16 protein-coding genes are annotated in these 18,951 nt (G+C 69.2%); 13 read left to right on the top strand and 3 right to left on the bottom strand.

The genetic code is table 11. The annotated features are described in order from the left end of the window. The first annotated feature begins 10 nt into the window (after positions 1-10). Genes MEBOL_RS30135 through MEBOL_RS30150 form a run of 4 tightly spaced genes read left to right on the top strand, consistent with a single transcriptional unit; the run spans position 11 to position 3,230 of the window. Positions 11-880 carry a CheR family methyltransferase gene (locus tag MEBOL_RS30135; RefSeq protein WP_245918960.1) on the top strand — a complete coding sequence of 290 codons (870 nt, stop codon included), beginning with the start codon at positions 11-13 and terminating at the stop codon, positions 878-880. Beyond that, positions 877-1,911 carry a protein-glutamate methylesterase/protein-glutamine glutaminase gene (locus MEBOL_RS30140; RefSeq protein ID WP_095983092.1) on the top strand — a complete coding sequence of 345 codons (1,035 nt, stop codon included), beginning with the start codon at positions 877-879 and terminating at the stop codon, positions 1,909-1,911. The genes MEBOL_RS30135 and MEBOL_RS30140 overlap by 4 nt, the downstream gene beginning before the upstream one ends. 1 nt (position 1,912) lies before the next feature. Beyond that, positions 1,913-2,719 carry a hypothetical protein gene (locus MEBOL_RS30145; RefSeq protein ID WP_095980676.1) on the top strand — a complete coding sequence of 269 codons (807 nt, stop codon included), beginning with the start codon at positions 1,913-1,915 and terminating at the stop codon, positions 2,717-2,719. Positions 2,720-2,750: 31 nt separating this feature from the next. Continuing rightward, positions 2,751-3,230 carry a cupin domain-containing protein gene (locus MEBOL_RS30150; RefSeq protein WP_095980677.1) on the top strand — a complete coding sequence of 160 codons (480 nt, stop codon included), beginning with the start codon at positions 2,751-2,753 and terminating at the stop codon, positions 3,228-3,230. Between the two features lie 9 nt (positions 3,231-3,239). Here MEBOL_RS30150 and MEBOL_RS30155 read toward each other — a convergent pair whose 3' ends face one another. After that, the gene (locus MEBOL_RS30155) at positions 3,240-4,040 is read right to left on the bottom strand and encodes an Fpg/Nei family DNA glycosylase (protein WP_095980678.1); all 801 of its coding nucleotides are present in this window, start codon (positions 4,038-4,040) and stop codon (positions 3,240-3,242) included. Positions 4,041-4,180: 140 nt separating this feature from the next. Between MEBOL_RS30155 and MEBOL_RS30160 the strand changes: the two genes are divergently transcribed. The 3 genes from MEBOL_RS30160 (at position 4,181) to lptE (ending at position 7,794) form a co-directional block, all read left to right on the top strand. Continuing rightward, positions 4,181-4,564 carry a response regulator gene (locus MEBOL_RS30160; protein ID WP_095980679.1) on the top strand — a complete coding sequence of 128 codons (384 nt, stop codon included), beginning with the start codon at positions 4,181-4,183 and terminating at the stop codon, positions 4,562-4,564. 94 nt (positions 4,565-4,658) lie between these two features. After that, positions 4,659-7,157: a leucine--tRNA ligase gene (leuS, locus tag MEBOL_RS30165; protein ID WP_095980680.1), complete on the top strand. Its 2,499-nt coding sequence runs from the start codon at positions 4,659-4,661 to the stop codon at positions 7,155-7,157. Between the two features lie 94 nt (positions 7,158-7,251). Continuing rightward, positions 7,252-7,794, top strand: coding sequence for an LPS assembly lipoprotein LptE (lptE, locus tag MEBOL_RS30170; RefSeq protein ID WP_245918962.1), 543 nt, complete (start codon positions 7,252-7,254; stop codon positions 7,792-7,794). Between the two features lie 12 nt (positions 7,795-7,806). Here the strand turns inward: lptE and rpsT are convergent, their stop codons facing one another. Together rpsT and mazG are read right to left on the bottom strand one after the other, a co-directional pair. Continuing rightward, the gene (rpsT, locus tag MEBOL_RS30175) at positions 7,807-8,079 is read right to left on the bottom strand and encodes a 30S ribosomal protein S20 (protein ID WP_095980682.1); all 273 of its coding nucleotides are present in this window, start codon (positions 8,077-8,079) and stop codon (positions 7,807-7,809) included. Between the two features lie 113 nt (positions 8,080-8,192). After that, entirely contained in the window at positions 8,193-9,371 is a 1,179-nt protein-coding gene (gene mazG / locus MEBOL_RS30180; protein ID WP_095980683.1) for a nucleoside triphosphate pyrophosphohydrolase, read from the bottom strand. Positions 9,372-9,582: 211 nt separating this feature from the next. Between mazG and MEBOL_RS30185 the strand changes: the two genes are divergently transcribed. From MEBOL_RS30185 to MEBOL_RS30210, 6 genes are all read left to right on the top strand, one after another. Continuing rightward, complete coding sequence (locus MEBOL_RS30185; protein WP_157823761.1) at positions 9,583-11,661, top strand: tetratricopeptide repeat protein; 2,079 nt, start codon at positions 9,583-9,585, stop codon at positions 11,659-11,661. Positions 11,662-11,673: 12 nt separating this feature from the next. After that, complete coding sequence (locus MEBOL_RS30190) at positions 11,674-12,867, top strand: DUF4388 domain-containing protein (protein WP_095980685.1); 1,194 nt, start codon at positions 11,674-11,676, stop codon at positions 12,865-12,867. Positions 12,868-12,963: 96 nt separating this feature from the next. Continuing rightward, entirely contained in the window at positions 12,964-14,034 is a 1,071-nt protein-coding gene (locus MEBOL_RS30195) for a PhoH family protein (RefSeq protein ID WP_095980686.1), read from the top strand. 104 nt (positions 14,035-14,138) lie between these two features. After that, on the top strand, positions 14,139-16,634 hold the full coding sequence (locus MEBOL_RS30200) for an HD family phosphohydrolase (protein ID WP_095980687.1): 2,496 nt from the start codon (positions 14,139-14,141) through the stop codon (positions 16,632-16,634). A 16-nt stretch (positions 16,635-16,650) separates the two neighbouring features. Then, positions 16,651-17,505, top strand: coding sequence for an rRNA maturation RNase YbeY (gene ybeY / locus MEBOL_RS30205; RefSeq protein WP_179956319.1), 855 nt, complete (start codon positions 16,651-16,653; stop codon positions 17,503-17,505). Between the two features lie 121 nt (positions 17,506-17,626). Next, positions 17,627-18,937, top strand: coding sequence for an Lnb N-terminal periplasmic domain-containing protein (locus tag MEBOL_RS30210; protein WP_095980688.1), 1,311 nt, complete (start codon positions 17,627-17,629; stop codon positions 18,935-18,937). Positions 18,938-18,951 lie beyond the last annotated feature (14 nt).

The raw sequence follows: 18,951 nt of genomic DNA on the forward strand, positions 1-18,951 counted from the left end.
GATCGCGGGGGTGATGCCTTTCGATACAGGCCGGCCGGAGATGAACGTGGAGGAGTTCCGCCTGCTGCGCGACTTCGTGTACGCCTATTGCGGCATCCTGGTGCGCGACGACATGAAGTACGTCATGCAGCGGCGGTTGTGGCCCCGGTTGGAGGCGCTGGGCCTCACGGACTTCGGCTCCTACTACCGCTACCTGCGCTTCGATGCCCAGCGCCGCCCCGAGCTGGAGACGGCCATCGAGGCCCTCACCACGCACGAGACGTACTTCTTCCGCGAGCCCCGTCAGCTCAAGGCCTTCTCCGACGAAGTCCTCCCCGTGTTGGAGCGGCGCAACGCGCGCACGCGCCGGCTGCGGGTGTGGTCCGCGGGCTGCTCCTCCGGCGAGGAGGCCTACACGCTGGCCATGCTCCTCAAGGAGAGCGGGCGCTTCGAGGGGTGGGATGTCGAGGTGCACGGCTCGGACATCTCGCGCCGGGTGCTGGCGGTGGCTCGGCAGGGCGAGTACGGGCCGAGCGCGCTCCGGGCCACGTCCGCGGATCAGCTCTCGCGCTATTTCGTCCAGCTGGGGCCCAACCGGGTGCGCGTGCGCGACGACATCCGCGCCCTGGTGTCCTTCGGGCACCACAACCTGCAGGAGCCGGAGCAGGGCTCGTGCAGCTCCCGGATGGACGCCGTCTTCTGCCGCAACGTGCTCATCTACTTCGACACGCCCGCGCGCCAGCGCGTGCTGCGTCTCATCTACGAGAAGCTGACGCCGGGTGGCTATTTGATGCTGGGGCACTCGGAGAACCTCATCAACCTGAGCGCGGATTTCGAGCTGGTGCATCTGCGCGGAGATCTCGTCTACCGCCGGCCGGAGCTGGGTGGGTGGAGCCCATGAGCATCCTGGCGCCCGTGAAGGTGCTGGTGGTGGACGACTCGGAGTCCAACCGGAGGTTGTTGACGGAGCTGCTGGAGTCCGCGCCGGACCTGCGGGTGGTGAGCACCGCGGCGGATGGCAACGAGGGTCTGCGCCAGGTGATGGCCCTGCACCCGGACGTGGTGACGTTGGATCTGGAGATGCCGCGCCTGGGGGGCTACTCCTTCCTGCGCCTGCTCAAGAGCACCGCGCCCACGCCCGTCATCGTCATCTCCAGCTACGCGCACCAGGCGGACGTCTTCAAGGCGCTGGAGCTGGGCGCCATCGACTTCATCGCCAAGCCGTCGCGCCCCACGCCCGAGGCGGTGGAGAAGCTGCGCCGGGAGCTCCAGGACAAGGTGCGCGCGGCCCGGCAGCTCCGCCCGGATCGGGCTCCGCCGCCCCCGCGCCGTCCCCGGGGACTCCCGCTGGAGCCCTCGTTCGTGGTGGGGGTGGGCGCCTCCACGGGGGGTCCCCCCGCGGTGCAGCGGCTCATGGAAGCGCTCTCGGCCGAGCCGTCGGTGAGCATGCTGGTGTGCCAGCACATGCCCCGGCAGTTCACCCGGGCCTTCGCCGAGCGCTTGGATCGCCTGGGCCCCTTCACCGTGCGCGAGGCGCAGGAGGGGGATGTGCTCCAGCCGGGCCACGTCTTCATCGCGCCCGGTGGCCGGCAGCTGGTGGTGTACCGCCAGGGCGGGCAGTACACGCTGGGCACGCCCCCTCCGACGATGCAGGACAAGCACGCGCCCTCCGTGGATCGGCTCTTCATGAGCCTGGCCGAGGTGTTCGGCGCGCGCTCGGTGGGTGTGGTACTGACGGGCATGGGCTCGGATGGAGCCCAGGGCGCGCGGAGCATCCACAAGGCGGGCGGTGAGGTGTGGGCGGAGTCGGAGCGCACGGCGGTCGTCTACGGAATGCCCCAGGAAGCGGTGGCCACGGGCGCGGTGAGCCGCGTGCTGCCCCTGGGCGAGATTGGCCCCGCGCTGGTGGAACTGGCGCGCAAGAGACGGTGACATGAAGACTTTTCCTTCCGAGTTCGCGGACCTGCTGACGCCCAAGGGGCGGCGCATCCTCGAGGGCAGAGACAACGACGCGTGCGGCAAGCTGCTCAAGCCGGGCCACCGCTTCGTGGCGCTCAGCGGGGTGCTGGACGCGCGCAAGGCGGCGGCGTGCCGGGACGAGCTGGACAGGGCCCTGGAGAGCACCCTCACGCTCATGGAGGACCCCATCCCCCCGGAGAGCATCTTCGGGATGACGGAGAACTACGAGGAGCTGCTGCCCAAGACGGTGCGGGTGCGCACGGCCCTGCTGGAGAGCCGGCGCTCGCGCTCGTGGGCCGCGGCCGAGCGGGTGGGCCTGGTGGAGATGATGCGCTCGGACAGCTTCGCGGCCTTCGCGGCGGCGGTGAGCGGCCGGCCCCTGCGGCGCAAGTGGGGCATCCAGGTGCTGTGCTACGGCCCGGGGGACTACGCGGGCCCTCACAACGATCACCACCCCGAGGACGCCGAGGCCGCCAACGGCTACGTGGACATGCACCTCACGTTCGCCACGCGCGCCGTGGCACACCAGTGGCTCATCTACTCCAAGCAGGGCCACTTCTCGCAGATGCGGAGCGTGAACACGCTGGGGGGCATCACCCTGTACCGGCTGCCCTTCTGGCACTACACCACGCCGCTCATGGCGAAGCCGGGCGCGGAAGCGGACGCGCGGCGGTGGGTGCTCCTGGGCACCTTCCTGGACGCGCCCGAGCAGCGTCGCCGCAACACCGCCATCGAGCCGCCCCCGGTGTCCGCGGCCTCGGTGCTGCTCCACAAGCGGTAGAAAAGAATCGGGTAAGACTTACACTGACGTCATGATCGACGAACTGGTGAGGACGTTGGGCCTGTTGCCGCACCCGGAGGGGGGGTTCTACCGGGAGACATGGCGCTCCTCGTCGCGCGTGGAGACACCCCGCGGGACGCGTGCGTTGGACACCGCCATCTACTACCTGTTGCCCCGAGGCTCCTTCGCGGCCTGGCATCGGGTGACGTCGAACGAACTCTGGCACTTCTACGACGGGCAGGCCCTGACGCTGTACCTGCTCGACGAGAGCACGCGCCAGCTGGAGACGGTGCGCCTGGGCCGCGATGTCACGCGCGGCGAGCGGCCCCAGGTGCTGATTCCCGCGGGCATCTTGCAGGCGGCACGGCCCGAGGGGGACTACACGCTGTGCGGCTGCACGGTGAGCCCCGGCTTCGACTTCGCGGACTGGGAGATGCCCCGTGGCGAGGATCTGGCGGTCCGTCACCCCGAGCACGCCGCGCTGTTGCGCCAGCTCGCCCATCCAGGCTGACGCCTGGCTTCAGCGCGGGGCCTGACAGCGCGGGCAGAAGAACAGCCCCCGTCCGGCCAGCGTCACGCGGGTGATGGGTGTGGCGCAGCGGGGGCAGGGAAGTCCCTCGCGGTCGTAGACGCAGAAGCGATCCTCCCGTCGCTTGCCGGGGATACACAGGGCGGTGGGCGGGGCCTGGGGCGTGACGATGCGGCCATCCCGGGCGGCGTCCTCCATCAACTGGCGCAGGGCGTCCCACAGGCGCTCGAAGTCCGCGGAGCGCAGCTCGCACGCGGGCCGTTGGGGCGGCAGACGCGCGAGGAACAGGGCCTCGGCGCGCAGGATGTTGCCCACGCCGGAGATGCGCGCTTGATCGAGCAACACGGTGGCGAGGGGCGCGCGTGCGCGGCGAAGGGCCTCGAAGGCTCGGGCGGGGGATGCCTCGGGCCGCAGCGGATCCTCTCCCAGCCGGGCCCGGAGGGCGGTTTCGGCGTCGGGCGTGAGCAACTCACAGGCCTGGGGTCCGGACAGGTGGAGCGTCGCGTGGGGCGAGGCGAGCCGCAGACGGCAGGCGGGCGAGGGCAGGGGGGCGCTGGCGCGAAAGTGCCGGATGTTGCCGACCAGGCCCAGGTGCACGTGCAACCGGATGCCGCCCTCGAAGTGGTGGAAGAGGTGCTTGCCATGCGCGTCCACGCCCTGGAGCACGCGCCCCGACAGGCGCCGGGCCTCGGCGGTGAAGCGTCCCTGGGGGGAGTCCGCGGTGAAGGGGCGTCCGATGAGCCAGCGGCGGTGGACGCGGGCGAGGCGGTGGATGATGTTTCCCTCGGGCATTCTCGGGAGGTAACGTCCGGGGGCCGACCCGTCGAGTAGATGGCACCTCGCCGCCGCCGGGCCGGGCGGTCCGCCAGGGCCTCGTGGGGCGCTCAGTCCGCTGCCTGCTCCAACGGAGGGCGGTGTTATCCTCCCGCGTCATGACGCGGCAAATCAGGGCCCTGGTGGTGGACGACTCGCAGGCCATGCGGCGCAGCCTGATGTACGCGCTGCAGCGGCTGGGCACGTGGCTCCACACCGACGAGGCCCAGGATGGGGCCGAGGGCCTCAAGAAGCTCACCCTGGGCCGGTACGACCTGGTCCTCACCGACATCAACATGCCGCTCATGGACGGGCTCAAGCTCATCCGCCACATCCGCCAGACGGAGGCGTACCGGAGCGTGCCCATCGTGGTCATCACCACCGAGTCGGCCACGGAGGATCGGGCGCGCGCCATGGCCCTGGGGGCGAGCGCCTACCTGGTCAAGCCCGTGCAGTCCAAGGTGGTCCAGGACACGGTGAAGGGCCTGCTGCGGCTCGAGTAGGCCTGGGATGCAGCCGTCGCTCGTCCAGGGGGCGAGGGAGGGCGCGTCTGTTGTTGCCTGGGGGCGGATCCCCCACGTAAAGACGCATCCCGTCATGGCCATGAACGAGCGTTACGAGCCGCAGGCAATCGAGTCGAAGTGGCAGAACCGTTGGAGCGAGGCGGGCGTGTTCCGCGCGGGCAGCCGCCCCGGAGCGCCCAAGAAGTACATCCTCGAGATGCTGCCGTACCCCAGCGGGAAGATGCACATGGGGCACGTGCGCAACTACCTCATCGGAGACGTCTACGCGCGCTACTTCCAGATGCGCGGCTACGACGTGCTGCACCCCATGGGGTGGGACGCCTTCGGCCTGCCGGCGGAGAACGCGGCCATCAAGGACGGCGTGCACCCGGCGGTGCGCACCCGCGAGAACATCGACTCCTTCAAGAAGGAGATCCGCTCGCTGGGCTACAGCTACGACTGGTCGCGCGAGGTGAACACCAGCGAGCCCGAGTACTACCGCTGGAACCAGTGGTTCTTCATCCAGATGCTGGAGAAGGGGCTCGTCTATCGCCGCTTCAGCAAGGTGAACTGGTGCACGGGCTGCCTCACGGTCATCGCCAACGAGCAGGTGAAGGACGGCGTGTGCGAGCGCTGTGAGTCGCAGGTGCTCGACAAGGAGATGCCCGAGTGGGCCTTCCGCATCACCCGCTACTCGCAGGCGCTGTTGGACGGCCTGGACGAGCTCAAGGAGTGGCCCGAGCGCATCACCTCCATGCAGCGCAACTGGATTGGCCGCTCCGAGGGCGTGGAAGCGGACTTCTCCATCCAGGGCACGGAGGAGCGCCTGCGCGTCTTCACCACGCGCGTGGACACCCTCTTCGGCTGCACCTACGTGGTGCTGGCGCCGGACCACAAGCTCGTCTCGCGCATCACCACGCCCGCCCAGCGCGCCGAGGTGGACGCCTTCGTGAAGAAGATGGCGGCCATCTCCAAGACGGACCGCACGGACGAGGGCGCCACGAAGGAGGGCGTCTTCACGGGCGCCCATGCCCTCAACCCCTTCACGGGGCAGCCGGTACCCATCTGGATCGCCAACTTCGTGCTGTCCGACTACGGCACGGGCGCGGTGATGAGCGTGCCGGCGCACGACGCGCGCGACTTCGACTTCGCGCGCAAGTACGCGCTGCCCATCCGCGTGGTGGTCCAGCCCGAGAAGGGGGACACGCTGCCCGAGGGCAGCGCGCTGGAGGCGGCCTTCACCGAGGACGGCGTGCTGGTGGACTCGGGCGAGTACACGGGCCTGTCCTCGGCCGAGGCGCGCCAGAAGATGGGCGCGAAGCTCCAGGCGGAGGGCCGGGGCGAGCCCAAGGTGACGTACCGCCAGAAGGACTGGGGCTTCAGCCGCCAGCGCTACTGGGGCACGCCCATCCCCATCGTCTACTGCGAGAAGTGCGACCCCGAGCGCAAGGGCCAGCCCGTGCCGCTCGAGCAGTTGCCGGTGCGCCTGCCGGAGATCGACACCCAGGCGGTGCTCACGGGCAAGGGAGAGCCGCCGCTGGCCAAGGTGCCCTCCTTCGTCAACACCACGTGCCCCACGTGCGCGGGCCCGGCCCGTCGCGAGACGGAGACGATGGACACCTTCGTCGACTCCTGCTGGTACTTCGCGCGCTACCTGTCGCCGCGCTACGCCGAGGCGCCCTTCGATCCGAAGGAGGCCCAGCGCTGGTTGCCGGTGGACGTGTACGTGGGCGGCCCCGAGCACGCGGTGATGCACCTGCTCTACTTCCGCTTCTGGACGCGGGTGATGAAGCTGCTGGGCCTGTCTCCGGTGGACGAGCCCGTCACGCGTCTGGTCACCCAGGGCATCGTCAACGGCCCGGATGGGCGCAAGATGTCCAAGCGCTGGGGCAACGTGGTGGCGCCCTCGTCCATCGTGGAGAAGTACGGCGCGGACACGGCGCGCGCCTACGTGATGTTCGCGGGTCCTCCGGAGCGCGACTTCGACTGGTCGGATGACCAGGTGGAGGGCGCCTTCCGCTTCCTCAAGCGCGTCTGGGTGCTCGCGTACCAGCACCAGGGGACGGCCGGGACGACGCACGAGGGGGCTTTCGAGGGCAAGGCCCTGGAGATCCGCCGCGCGGCGCACAAGTGCCTCAAGCGGGTGGGGGAGGCCATCGAGCGGCTGTCCTTCAACACCGCCATCGCCGGGTGCATGGAGTACGTGAACGCGCTCTACGCGCTGGGCACGCCGGAGACGAGCGCGGAGAAGGCCGCCATGGCCGAGGCCGTGAAGGTGCTGACGGTGGTGCTCACGCCCTTCGCCCCGCACCTGTCCGATGAGATCGCCGAGGCCTATGGGGCCAAGGACTTCGTCGTCACCCAGGGCTGGCCCGCGTTCGATCCGGCCCTGGTGGTGGACGACGTCATCCCCTACGCGGTGCAGGTCAACGGCAAGCTGCGCGCGGAGGTGAAGGTGGCGGCGGACGCGGGCGAGGCGGACGTGCGCGCCGCGGCCGAGGCGGACGAGCGGGTGAAGGCCGCGATGGCGGGCAAGACGCTGCGCAAGTTCGTCTTCGTGCCCAAGCGGTTGGTGAACTTCGTCGTCGGCTGAGCGGAGCGGGGTGGGCGCCAGCCGAGGGCGCCCCCTTGCCCCGGGCTTCCTGGTCGCGCTTGACCGGGGAGCGTCCGCCGCTAGTGTGGGCCGCATGTCCCGGATGCGCGCGGTGGGTTGGCTTCTCTTGTTGTGGGGTGCCGGGTGCGGCTACCGCTTCACGCCTCGGAGCGCGGGCCTGCCCGAGGGGGTGAGCTCGGTGTGCGCGCCCGTCTTCCGCAATGACACGCCCGAGCCGGGCCTGGAGGCGCTCTTCACGCGCACGCTCCGCCTGGAACTGGTGCGCGCGGGCGTCCTGGGTGCCCAGGGCTCGTGTGATGCGACGATCGAGGGGGTGGTGGCGGGGGTGAGCAGCGCGCCGACCATCGTCACGGAGCCCGTGTACGAGGGCAATACCCTGGTGGCCGGGTCTCAGCTCGCCAGCTACCGCGCTTCGGTGACGGTGGGGTTGCGGCTGATGAAGGATGGAGCGGTGGTGTCGGAGACGGTGGTCTCTGGCAACGAGGACTTCCTGCCGGGCACGGCGAGCGTGTCCGGCGACGTCCTGGAAGCCGAGGCCAACCGTCAGGCCGCGCTACACCGTCTCGCCGAGACGTTGATGCGCGAAGGGTACGATCGGTTGGCCAACAACTGGTGAAGCCCGCGACGACTACTTCGCGGCGGCCTTGGCGCGGTTGACGGCCTTGGCCAGGCGCGAGATGCGGCGGGAGGCGGCGCGCTTGTGGATGACGCCCTTGGACGCGGCCTTGTTGATGCGGCTGGCGGCGGCCTTGAACGCGTCCGGGGCCTTGCCCGCGTCGGAGGTGAGGGTGTCGCGCAGGTTCTTCACGGCGTCCTTCACCGTGGTGCGCACGTTGATGTTGCGGGCGCGGCGCTTCTGCGCCTGACGGTTACGCTTCTCTGCAGACTTGGTGTTGGCCAAGGTGATCTCCAGCGTACTTCTGTGGAAAGAGGGGGCGTACCTACTTCGGCGCCTACCGGAGCGTCAAGACTTGCGTGATCCCAGAATGATCCGGATGCCCGCAGGCCCTCCCCTCATCGTTCAGTGACGGCATACTCCCATTGAACCCCGGAAGGATCACGAAACGTGATCCGGCCTGGCTCCAGGTCGCCTTCTCGCACACACCCCGGGGAGACGTCCTCCAGGAGGGTATGCAGCCGGCGCACGGCCGCCTCGGAGGGCGCCTCGAAGGTGAGGAGGGTGGGGGAGGCCGTAGTGGGGCCGGCGACGAAGACGAGCCGGTACAGCCCATCCCCGTACACCGCCTCCTGGGCCGTGCTTCGCTCCGCTTGCCAGCCGAGCAGGGGGGCCACCCGGTCCCAGAAAGCGCGCTGCGCGGCGAGGTCTCCCACCGTCAGCCGCAGGGAGGCCAGGGCGGCACGGGGAACGCGGGTAGGGGGAGGCAGGGCCTTCTCCGCGGCCTTGGCGGCCTGCCAGTGTCGTTGCATGTGGTCCAGGGTAGCATCCCCAATGGAGACGCCCTCGGAGCGCAGGGCGGATTCGATGTGCTGGAAGCGCGTGGTGAAGCGGCGCAGGGCCATGCGCAGCGCGTCCTCGGCGGGGGTCCGCAGGAAGCGCGAGAGGTTGGCCAGGGCCAGGAGCACGTCTCCCAGCTCATGTTCCAGGGCATCGCGATCCTGGGAGGTGATGGCCTCGTCCAGCTCGCCCAGCTCCTCGGACAGCTTGGCGCGGACCTGCTCCAGCGCGGGCCAGTCGAAGCCGATGCGGCTCGCCTTCTCCAGGAGCCGCTCGGCGCGCAGCAGGGAGGGCGCACCCATGGGCATCCCGTCGAGCACCGAGCCCTCCCGGCCCGTCTTCTTCTTGCGCTCCTCGGCCTTGAGTTTCGCCCAGTTGGCCAGGGGCTGGGGCATTCCGTCCTCGCGCCGTTCCCCGAACACATGGGGGTGGCGGTGGGTGAGCTTGTCGCCGATGGAGGCGCAGACGTCCGCCAGGGTGAACTCCCCCAGCTCCTCCGCGAGCCGGGCGTGGAAGACGATCTGGAAGAGCAGATCCCCCAGCTCCTCGCACAGCGGGTGCCAGGGACTCCCCTCGGCCACCCGGTCCATCTCCTCGAGGACCTCGAAGGCCTCCTCGGTGAGGTAGGGGCGCATCGAGCGCAGATCCTGCTTCTTGTCCCACGGGCAGCCATCGGGGGCGCGCAAGCGAGCCATGATTTCCGCCAGCCTGTCCAATTGCTGTCCTGCTGAACCCATGGTTGCTTCCCCTCTCCGAGCGAGCGGGTTGCAGTTAGCACGAGAACTTCGCGGGTGGGGGACGACAACTTCCGTGTGACGGACCCGTCGCCTATGCTCGGGTCTCCGAATGTTGCGCCCCTCCCTCTTGCGCTGCCTTCCGCTGCTGCTGTGCCTCCTTTCGGGGTTTCCCGCGAGGCAGGCCCATGCGCAGCAATTCCAAGATCCCTCCATGCTGGACCCGGAGGAGATGGCCATGCCCGACGAGCCGGAGTCCGACGACTCTGGAGACGAGGACCCGGAAGCCAGCTCCGCGGGGCACAAGGGCAAGAACGCCAAGGGCCAGAAGTCGAAGGGCGAGGACCCCCGTGGCGCGGGCAAGGGAACCAAGACCAAGGGCGAGTCCGAGGGCGAGGGCGAGGGCGAGCTCCCCGCGGCGCCTCCCGAGCCCGCCCCCGTGGTCCGGCCGCCCCCCGCGCCCATCCTCACGCCTCGCGTGACCGACGCGGATCTGCATGCGGCCTGGGGCAGGTGGCAGAGCGCCGTGGCGGCGCTGGACAACGAGGCGGCGCGCAAGGCCCTGCAGGAGTTGGTGTCCCTCAAGGACGACGTGGCGGCGCTGGACATCGAGGCCTTCAGCATGGGCCTCATCCGCGCGGCCGAGGGGCGGCGCAAGGCGCATGATGAGGCGGGCGCGCTGCAACTCGTGGAGAACGCGGCGGCGCTCTCTCCCAATCTCCCCTATGCGCGTCTGGCGCTCGCCCAGGCCTATGCCGAGCGCTCGCCCGAGGCCGTTGGCGCCTACTCGCGTGAACTCAAGGCCGCGCTCGGGGTGATGTTGAGGGATCCCCGCTACCAGCGTCCGGTGCTGGCGGACCTGGGCGCGGTGGTGCTGGTGGCGTTGATGGCCACGGCGGTGGTGATCGTGGGCGTGCTCTTCGTGCGGCGGGTGCGCTACATGCTGCATGACTTCCACCACCTGTTTCCCCGCGCCGCCGCCCGCTGGCAGTCCACGGCGCTCGCGGTGGTGCTGCTGCTGGGCACGCCCCTGGCCCTGCGCTGGGGCCTGGTGCCCGTGTTGATCATCCTGCTGTCGTCGGTGGCGTTCTACCTGACGCGGGTGGAGCGGGCGGTGGCGGCGGGGCTCATCGTCCTGACGGCGCTCGTGCCGCTCGCGGCCGGCAAGCTCGCCCAGTCCGCGATGTTCGCGGAGACGGTGGCCGAGGACGTCTATGTGCTGGAGCATGGCGGGCTCGACGCGGAGCTGGTGGCGGAGCGGGTGAGGGCGCGCCACGACAAGAAGCAGGCGGACTTCGCCGAGCTCTTCGCGCTGGGGCGCTTCGAGGCCCGCCGGGGCCAGATGACGGAGGCCCTGGTGCACTACAAGGCGGCCGCCGCCCTGCGCCCCGGCCACGCCGCGCTGATGACCAACCTGGGCAACGCGCTGCTGGCCACGGGGGACTCGGACGGCGCGGCGCGGCTCTACACCGAGGCCCTGTCGGCGGACCCCGGACTGGTCGCGCCTCCCTTCAACCTGGCCGAGGTCTACCGCCGCCGTGCGGCGGTGGCGCCAGACTCGGAGATTGGCTCGCACAATCAGAAGGCCAGCGACGCGCTCGCGGCCGCGGCGCGCTTGGATCCCGTCCTGCTGCGGGACTGGAGGCGGCCTCCGGATGAGCGCCTGTTGATGAACCGCCTGTTGCTCGCGCCCTCCCTTCCGAGGGCGGACCTGCCCGTGCCCCAGGATCCAGTGCTGGCCGAGCGGGTGCAGGCGCAGCTGTCGCGCCGGTTGCTCGGGAGTTCGGGGTTCGCCGCCTGGAGCCTGAGCCTGCTGGGCGCGCTGTTCGCCTTCGGTTTTGGTTTCGCGGGCCAGACGCTGAAGGCCTCGCGCGAGTGCGAGAAGTGCGGCCGCCCGGTGTGCCGGCGCTGTGACAAGGAGCTGGGCGTGGCCAGCAAGACGTGCGCCCAGTGCGTCAACGTCTTCTCGCGCAGGGTGGTGGTGGAGGCGCGTGTGCGGGCCCGCAAGCACATCGAGATCGAACGCAACCGCCGCTGGAGCAGTGGCTTGTCCTACATCCTGGGCGTGCTGGTGTCCGGCGCGGGCCACGTCTTCCACGGGCTGGCGGTGCGCGGCGCGCTCTATGCCTTCTTCTTCCTGCTCGCGGTGGCCGGGGTGTTGTTGCGCTCCGGCGTGTTGCGCTCGCCCTATGGCGAGGCACCGCTCTACCTCAAGCTCGCCCCCGTGTTGCTCTTCCTCATCCCCCTTCATCTCCTGACATTGCGCGGCCTGTACCGCCGCCAGAACGAGTAGGCAGGAACGACGATGGCCCTGACAGGAACCCTCAAGGACTTCGGCATCGCGGACATCCTGCAGCTCATCGGGCAGCAGCAGAAGACCGGGGTGCTCTATCTCAAGAACAAGGATCAGGACGTCCAGGTCTTCATCCGGGACGGCAACATCGTCCGGGCCGAGAGTGTCACGCGCCAGAAGAAGCAGTTGCTTGGCAACATGCTGGTGAGCGCCGAGCTCATCACCCAGCAGCAACTGGACAGCGCGCTGGAGATCCAGAAGCGCACCCTCAAGCGGCTGGGGGACGTGCTCATCGCCACGGGTGTCATCACCCAGGAGAAGCTGCGGCAGATGATGCGGCTGCAGGTGACGGAGAGCCTCTACGGGCTCTTCTCCTGGAAGGCGGGCAACTACGAGTTCAAGCAGGAGGAGAGCGTCCAGGTGGACGCGGACGACCTCACGCCGCTGCGCGCCGAGAGCGTCCTGATGGAAGGCTTCCGGATGGTGGACGAGTGGCCCCACCTGCGCAAGAAGCTCTCCAACGAGGCCACCACCTTCGAGAAGGTGAAGGAGCTGCCTCCGCCCAAGGCCCAGCCGAAGGAGGATGACTTCGACGCCGCCTTCGATGACGCCTTCTCCGAGGAGAAGAAGGACGAGAACAAGGGCGAGTTCCAGTCCATTGGCTCCTCCGAGCGCCGCGTGCACGCGCTGATCGCGCCGGGCCGCGATGTGAACAAGCTCGTGGACATCAGCTGCCTGGGGGAGTTCGAGACCTGGAAGGCGCTCGTCAACCTGCTCAACCTGGAATACATCCGGGCCATCCCGCCCTCTGGCCTGTCCCTGTCGGCGGCGTCGGGAGGTGGCGCGGGCCTGATCTTCCGGGTGGGCGGCATGGTGGCGCGGGCCGCCGTCACCTTCGTGGTGATCGCGGCACTGGGTTTCGTCGCCTCGCGGCTACGGCCGGGTTCCTGGGACTTGCAGGGAACGTCCGCCTCCTCCTACTCGGACCCGGCGGCGCAGCGCCTGGTGTCTCGTGCCCAACAGGCGCGAATCCAGGCGGCGCTGGAGGTGTTCCGCCTTGAAAAGGGCAACCTACCTGAACGACTGGATTCCCTGGTCGAAGTGGGTCTCCTGCATCACGAGGACCTGCGCTACCCGTGGCGAGATGACTATTATTACCGTCGGACGTCGGATCGGCAGTTCATCCTCCTGCCTCCCTTGCGCTAGGTCGGCCGCTCGCTTCCTGGCGACATGGGAAGCAGGAGGACGTTACGTAGAGGTGAGGTCGAATTCAGCGACACCCGCACCGAGGGATGGGACGCATTGCGAAACCCCGCCACTGTAGAGGCCCAAGCCGTCAGCCCCACCTCCGCCAAGGTGGACGTCCGTGACAACGCGACGACCCTGGCGCTGTGTGGCAACCAGAACGAGAACCTCAAGCTCATGGAGCGCCGCCTCGGTGTCCGTGTGGGACAACGAGGGACGGAACTGCACCTGTCGGGGCCGGCCGATGCCGTGGCCTTCACCGTGAAACTGGTGGAGAACCTGGAGGGCATCATCCGGGCGGGCCGTCCTGTCTACCGCGAGGACGTGGAGCAGGCCATCAAGGTCCTGGGCCGGGGCGGTGTCGAGTCCCTCCAGGACGTGATGCTCGGGCCCGTGCTCAAGAGCTCCACCAACAAGCAGATCGCTCCCAAGAGCATCGCGCAGAAGCGCTACGTGGACGCCATCCGCGCCAACGACATCGTCTTCGGTATCGGTCCCGCCGGAACGGGCAAGACGTACCTGGCCATGGCCATGGCGGTGTCCTTCTTGCAGGATCGCAAGGTCAAGCGCATCGTCCTGGCGCGTCCCGCGGTGGAGGCTGGCGAGAAGCTCGGCTTCCTTCCGGGTGACCTGGCCGAGAAGGTCAACCCCTACCTGCGCCCGCTCTATGACGCGCTCCACGACATGATGCCCGTCGAGCGCGCCAATCACTTCATCGAGCAGGGCGTGGTGGAGGTGGCCCCGCTGGCCTTCATGCGCGGCCGCACGCTCAACGACTCCTTCGTCATCCTCGACGAGGCGCAGAACACCACCGTGGAGCAGATGAAGATGTTCCTCACCCGCCTGGGCTACAACAGCAAGGCGGTCATCACCGGTGACGTGACGCAGGTGGATCTGCCCACGGGCAAGACGAGTGGTCTGCACCACGCGCGCTCCATCCTGCGCAACATCGAGGGCATCAACATCTCCGAGTTCTCGGACGTCGACGTGGTCCGCCACCCGCTCGTCCAGGAAGTGATCCGGGCCTACGACCGCTTCGATGCCGCCCAGCAGGCCGCCAAGGCCCTCAGGGACGCCGAGGCTTCTCATCCGCCCGAGGCCTCCGAGGAGAGCCCGATCGCTGACTGAGGCAGTCTGGTGGACGGTGGAGCGGGGGTGGCGGCGGGAATGATCTCGCCACCCGCCGCTTTGCTTGAAGTCTTCCTCCTGCCTCTCATAGGTTCAAGAATCTCATGGCCGAACCGGAATCCTCGCACCCCGGACCCAGTCAGTTGGACGCGCTTTCACGGCGCTTCCGGCTCGGCCCCCACTGGGGCCGGCGCCTGGCGAGCGCGTTGTTGCTCCTTGGCGTGTCGGTGGCGGCCGGCTTCGTCATCTCCCCGGGCCTCTACAGCCAGCAGATTCCCGCGCTCTCGGATGAGAACCTCGGCAAGCCCTTCCGCACGAGCTCGCCCGCGGGTTTCAAGGCTGGACGCGACTACGACATCCTCCACGAGACGATGACGGAGAAGCGGCGCCAGGACGCGCGCTCCGCGGTCCGCCCCGTGTTCGACCTGAGTCCGGGGGTGGTGGCGGAGCTGCGCACGGCGATCAACGGGGCCTTCTCCGCCATGCGCGTGCGCCTGGAGGAAAAGGCCCGGGCCGAGGAAGCCGCGGAGGCCGAGACGCCCGAGCCACGCAAGCCCGTGCGCAAGCCGGCGCCGACGGCGGAGGACCGGGAGCGGCAGCGCCGGGAGCTGGAGTCGATGCGCGAGAGCTTCCAGGCGCTGCTCTTCGGGCGCAGGGACTCGCCGATCGACGTCGAGGACTTCCAGGCGTTGGATGCCGGGAAGTTCTCCGAGAGCATGGAGGCCGCCACGCTGGCGTTGGTGGAGCGGGCGTACGGCTTCTCGGATCCCCTGCCCGTGTACATCGCGAACTCGCGGGAGGAGCTGTCGCGCGAGGGAGCCCAGGGCATCACCGTGCGGGACTTGCGGCACAACGGCGAGCAGACGCTGCCGGGCACGGCGCCCACGGTGGTGGATGTGCGCGAGGCCCACACGGAGCTCGAGCGCTTCGCCTCCGTTCCAGGCAACCTCCTGCCCGACGCGCCCGTCGTCCAGCGGCGGGCGGTGCTGCGGCTGGCCAAGCGGCTGGTGCGGCCCAACCTGACCATCAACAAGGCGGAGACGAACGCGCGGCGGGCGCACGCCGCGGCCGCGGTCAAGGACGCCCTCATCTCCATCAAGAAGGGCCAGCGCGTCATCGGCGATGGCGAGCTGGTCAACGAGACGCACCTGGTGGCGGTGCGGGGCATGCGCGCGCAGACGGACCGCCTGGACCTGGTGCAGTTGCAGGTGGGCGGCACGGGTCTGGTGGCGCTGCTCATCACGGCGACCTACGTTTTCTGCCGGGCGGCCTTCCGGCGCTTCCGCCCCACGCGCAAGGACGCGCTGCTCCTGGGCCTGCTGTTGGTGGGCATGCTCGGCATGGCCCAGGTGTGGGTGTCCATCGCGGACGCGGTGCAGGACCGGTACACGGCGCTGCCCCTGGAGGCCTTCTATTACGCGTTCCCCGTGGCGGCCGGCGCGATGCTGGTGCGCTTCGTGCTCTCCGAGGAGCTGGCGCTCTTCTTCGCCATCGTCCTGGCGTGCCTGTCCGGAGTGATGCTGGGCAATTCACTGTCCTTTGGCATCTACGCCCTGGTGGGAGCGCTGGTGGCCGCCGATCGCATCACCCGCGCCAAGGATCGCGTGGGCATCTTCCGGGCGGGTCTCATCACCGGCGTGGCCAACCTGGTGGCCGTGCTCTGCCTCTTCCTGGCCGAGGGCAAGGGGCTCACCGTGGACACGCTCATGACGGCGGTGTTCGCCTTCGTGGGCACGGCGCTGTCGGTGCCGGTGCTGGTGCTCGCGCTCACGCCACTCATCGAGTCCGTGTTCGGCTACGCCTCGGACCTCAAGTTGCTGGAGCTGGCCAACCTCAACCACCCCGCGCTCAAGGAACTCATCGTCCAGGCGCCGGGCACCTACCACCACTCCATCATCATCGGCACGCTCGTGGAGAACGCGGCGGAGGCCATCGGCGCCAACCCGCTGCTCGCGCGCTCGTGCGCGTACTACCACGACATCGGCAAGGGCCGGAATCCGCTCTACTTCAGCGAGAACCAGAAGGGCGAGAACCGTCACGACACGCTCGTGCCGGCGATGAGCGCCGTCATCATCAAGCGCCACGTCACCGAGGGCCTGGAGATGGCGCGTCAGTACCGGCTGCCCAAGCTGGTGGCGGACGCGATTCCCCAGCACCACGGGACCCGGCTGGTGGGCTACTTCTTCCACAAGGCCGTCAAGGAGCAGGAGGGCAAGGAAGGCGCGCCCCCCATCGACGAGAGCATCTACCGCTACCCGGGGCCCAAGCCGCAGTTCCGCGAGGCGGCGCTGGTGATGATCGCCGACGCGGTCGAGGCCTCCACGCGCTCGCTGCCGGATCCCACCTCGCCCCGGTTGCAGGCCCAGGTGCAGAAGATGATCAACCTCATCTTCTCCGAGGGGCAGCTGGACGAGTGCGATCTGACGCTGCGGGATTTGAATCTCATCGCGCAGTCCTTCCTGCACACGCTCGAGGGCATCTATCATGCGCGTCCCGCCTATCCGGCCGGGGCGCTGCAGGCGGGCCCCAAGGGCGCGCTGATGGTGGCCCCGGCCGCGAAGCAGGACAGCAAGCCGCGTCCGGTGGGGACGGGGACCTGAGGCACGAGGCGGGAGGATGGCGAACGTGAGGCTGCGCAAGGGGAAGGTGATTCCTCGCGACGATGGGAAGCGCATCGAGGAGTTCGTGGGCGCGGCGTCGACGGGCACGGATGGCGTCTCGGTGGCTCGCATGCTGGCGCCCCCGGGCTGGAGGGAGCCGGCGCAGACGCCCGAGTTCGACGAGGTGGTCATCGTCCTCAAGGGGCAGCTGACCCTGGTGGTGGACGGCCGGCGCCAGCTCATCGAGGAAGGCGAGATGGGGCTGGTGCCCCGGGGCCGGCGGGTGGTGTACCGCAATGACGGCCAGGGCGCGTGCGACTACTACTCGGTCTGCGCGCCCGCCTTCCGGGTGGAGCGGGCTCACGTCGAGGACGAGGAGGAGGCGCCCCAGGAGAACCGGGTGACGGTGCAGGTGGCGCATCCGCAGGGCAAGCGCTTCGCCCGGCAGGTGACGGACCTGGCCGAGTCGTTCCTGGAGAAGCTGGACCTCACGGGGTGCGAGCTGTCCATCTCGCTCGTGGGCGACCATGCCATCCGCCGGCTCAACCGCACGTGGCGCAAGAAGGACAAGGCGACGGACGTGCTGAGCTTCCCCGCGGGGGACGCGCCCAAGGGCACGCCGGGTCCGCGCCAGCTCGGCGACGTGGTCATCTCCCTGGATACGGCGAAGCTGCAGGCCAGGGAGTACGAGCGCACGTTGGAGTCGGAGGTCGCGCGCTACCTGGCGCATGGGCTGCTGCACCTGCTGGGGCATGATCACGAGCGCCCCAAGGACGCGCAGAAGATGGCGCGCGCCGAGGAGCGGTTGCTGGGGGCCAGCGGCATGGTGGGCGACGCGGTGGCCCCCCGGGCCCGCAAGCTCATGACTTGAGGGGTCCGCGTGCCGTCGGGGCCCTCTCCGGCGGACATCCGCTCACCTGGAGGGCATCCGTGGGGTTGAGTCGGGCGGCGCGCGTGATAGGTAGGTCCGCCCCCGCGTGTTGGAACGGACCATGCCTCGCCTGACCCCGTTGATGCTCTGCCTGCTTGGCCTGCTGCTGGTTGCCTCTCCCGGGTATGCCCAGGACACGCCCCCTTGGGGGACCGGGGAGAGCAAGGGCGAGGACCTGACCATTTCCCTGGTCACCTTCGGGCCGGGCGACGACGTCCCGTCCTGGTTCGGGCATGGCGCGCTGGTGGTGGAGGACGCGCGGCTCAGGACGTCGCGCCTCTACAATTACGGGATGTTCTCCTTCGACGAGCGCATGCTGATGCGCTACGCGATGGGCCGGCTCGAGTTCTGGGTGGACGACACGCGCCCCGGGCCGACGTTCCGGTTCTACCGCGCCCTCAACCGGGACGTGCGGTTGCAGGTGCTGAACCTGTCGCCCGCGCAGAAGGTGGAGCTGGGCCGGTTGCTGGCGGTGAACGTACTGCCCGAGAACCGCGAGTACCTGTACCACCACTACAACGACAACTGCGTGACGCGGCTGCGCGATGCGATCGACAAGGTGGTGGGCGGACAACTCCATCAGGCGGAGAGCGTTCCCGGGCGGATGACCCTGCGGGATCACACCCGCCGCTACACGGACGTGGGCCCGCCCATGAGCGTCCTGCTCGACTTCCTGATGAACGATGAGATCGACAAGCCCGTCACCCGGTTGCAGGAGGCCTTCCTGCCGGACGAGCTGGAGCGCCAGGTGGCGGAACTGCAGGTGGTGGGAGAAGACGGGCAGGAGCGCCCCCTGGTGGAGAAGACGGTGACCCTCTTCAAGGCCCAGGGCCGTCCCGTCACGCCCGAGCAGCCGCCCCGGTACGCGCCGGTGATGTTGTTGATGGGGCTCGTGCTGGGTGGAAGCGCGGCGGGGCTGGCGGGGTGGGAGCGGCGCAAGGGGGCGCGGCTGCCCCGCGTCTTGCTGGGCCTGCAGAACGTGCTGGTGGGCCTGGTGTTCGGGATTCCGGGCCTGGCGTTGTTCATCATGTGGCTGGGCACGGATCACACGGTGACGTACCGCAACGAGAACCTGTTCCTGGCCAATCCGCTCACCGTGCTCGCGCTGCCCCTGGGCATCCAACTGATGCGCGGCTCGCCGCGGGCCCGGGCGAGGATGTGGCATCTGTGGCGGGCCTTGGCGGCGCTGGGGGTGCTGGGGCTCGTGCTCAAGGTGCTGCCCATGTTCGATCAGGACAACTGGCGCCTCATCGCGCTGCTCCTGCCTATCTCCGTGGGGATGGCGGGGGCCATGTGGCTCATGAGGGCCCCGGCGGCCGGGCGCGTCCCGGCGCCGTCCGTGACGTCGGAGCTGAAGGTTTCTGGAAGCTGAGAAGAGGGAGGACA

This window comes from Melittangium boletus DSM 14713, assembly GCF_002305855.1.
In the GTDB taxonomy this organism is placed as follows: domain Bacteria; phylum Myxococcota; class Myxococcia; order Myxococcales; family Myxococcaceae; genus Cystobacter; species Cystobacter boletus.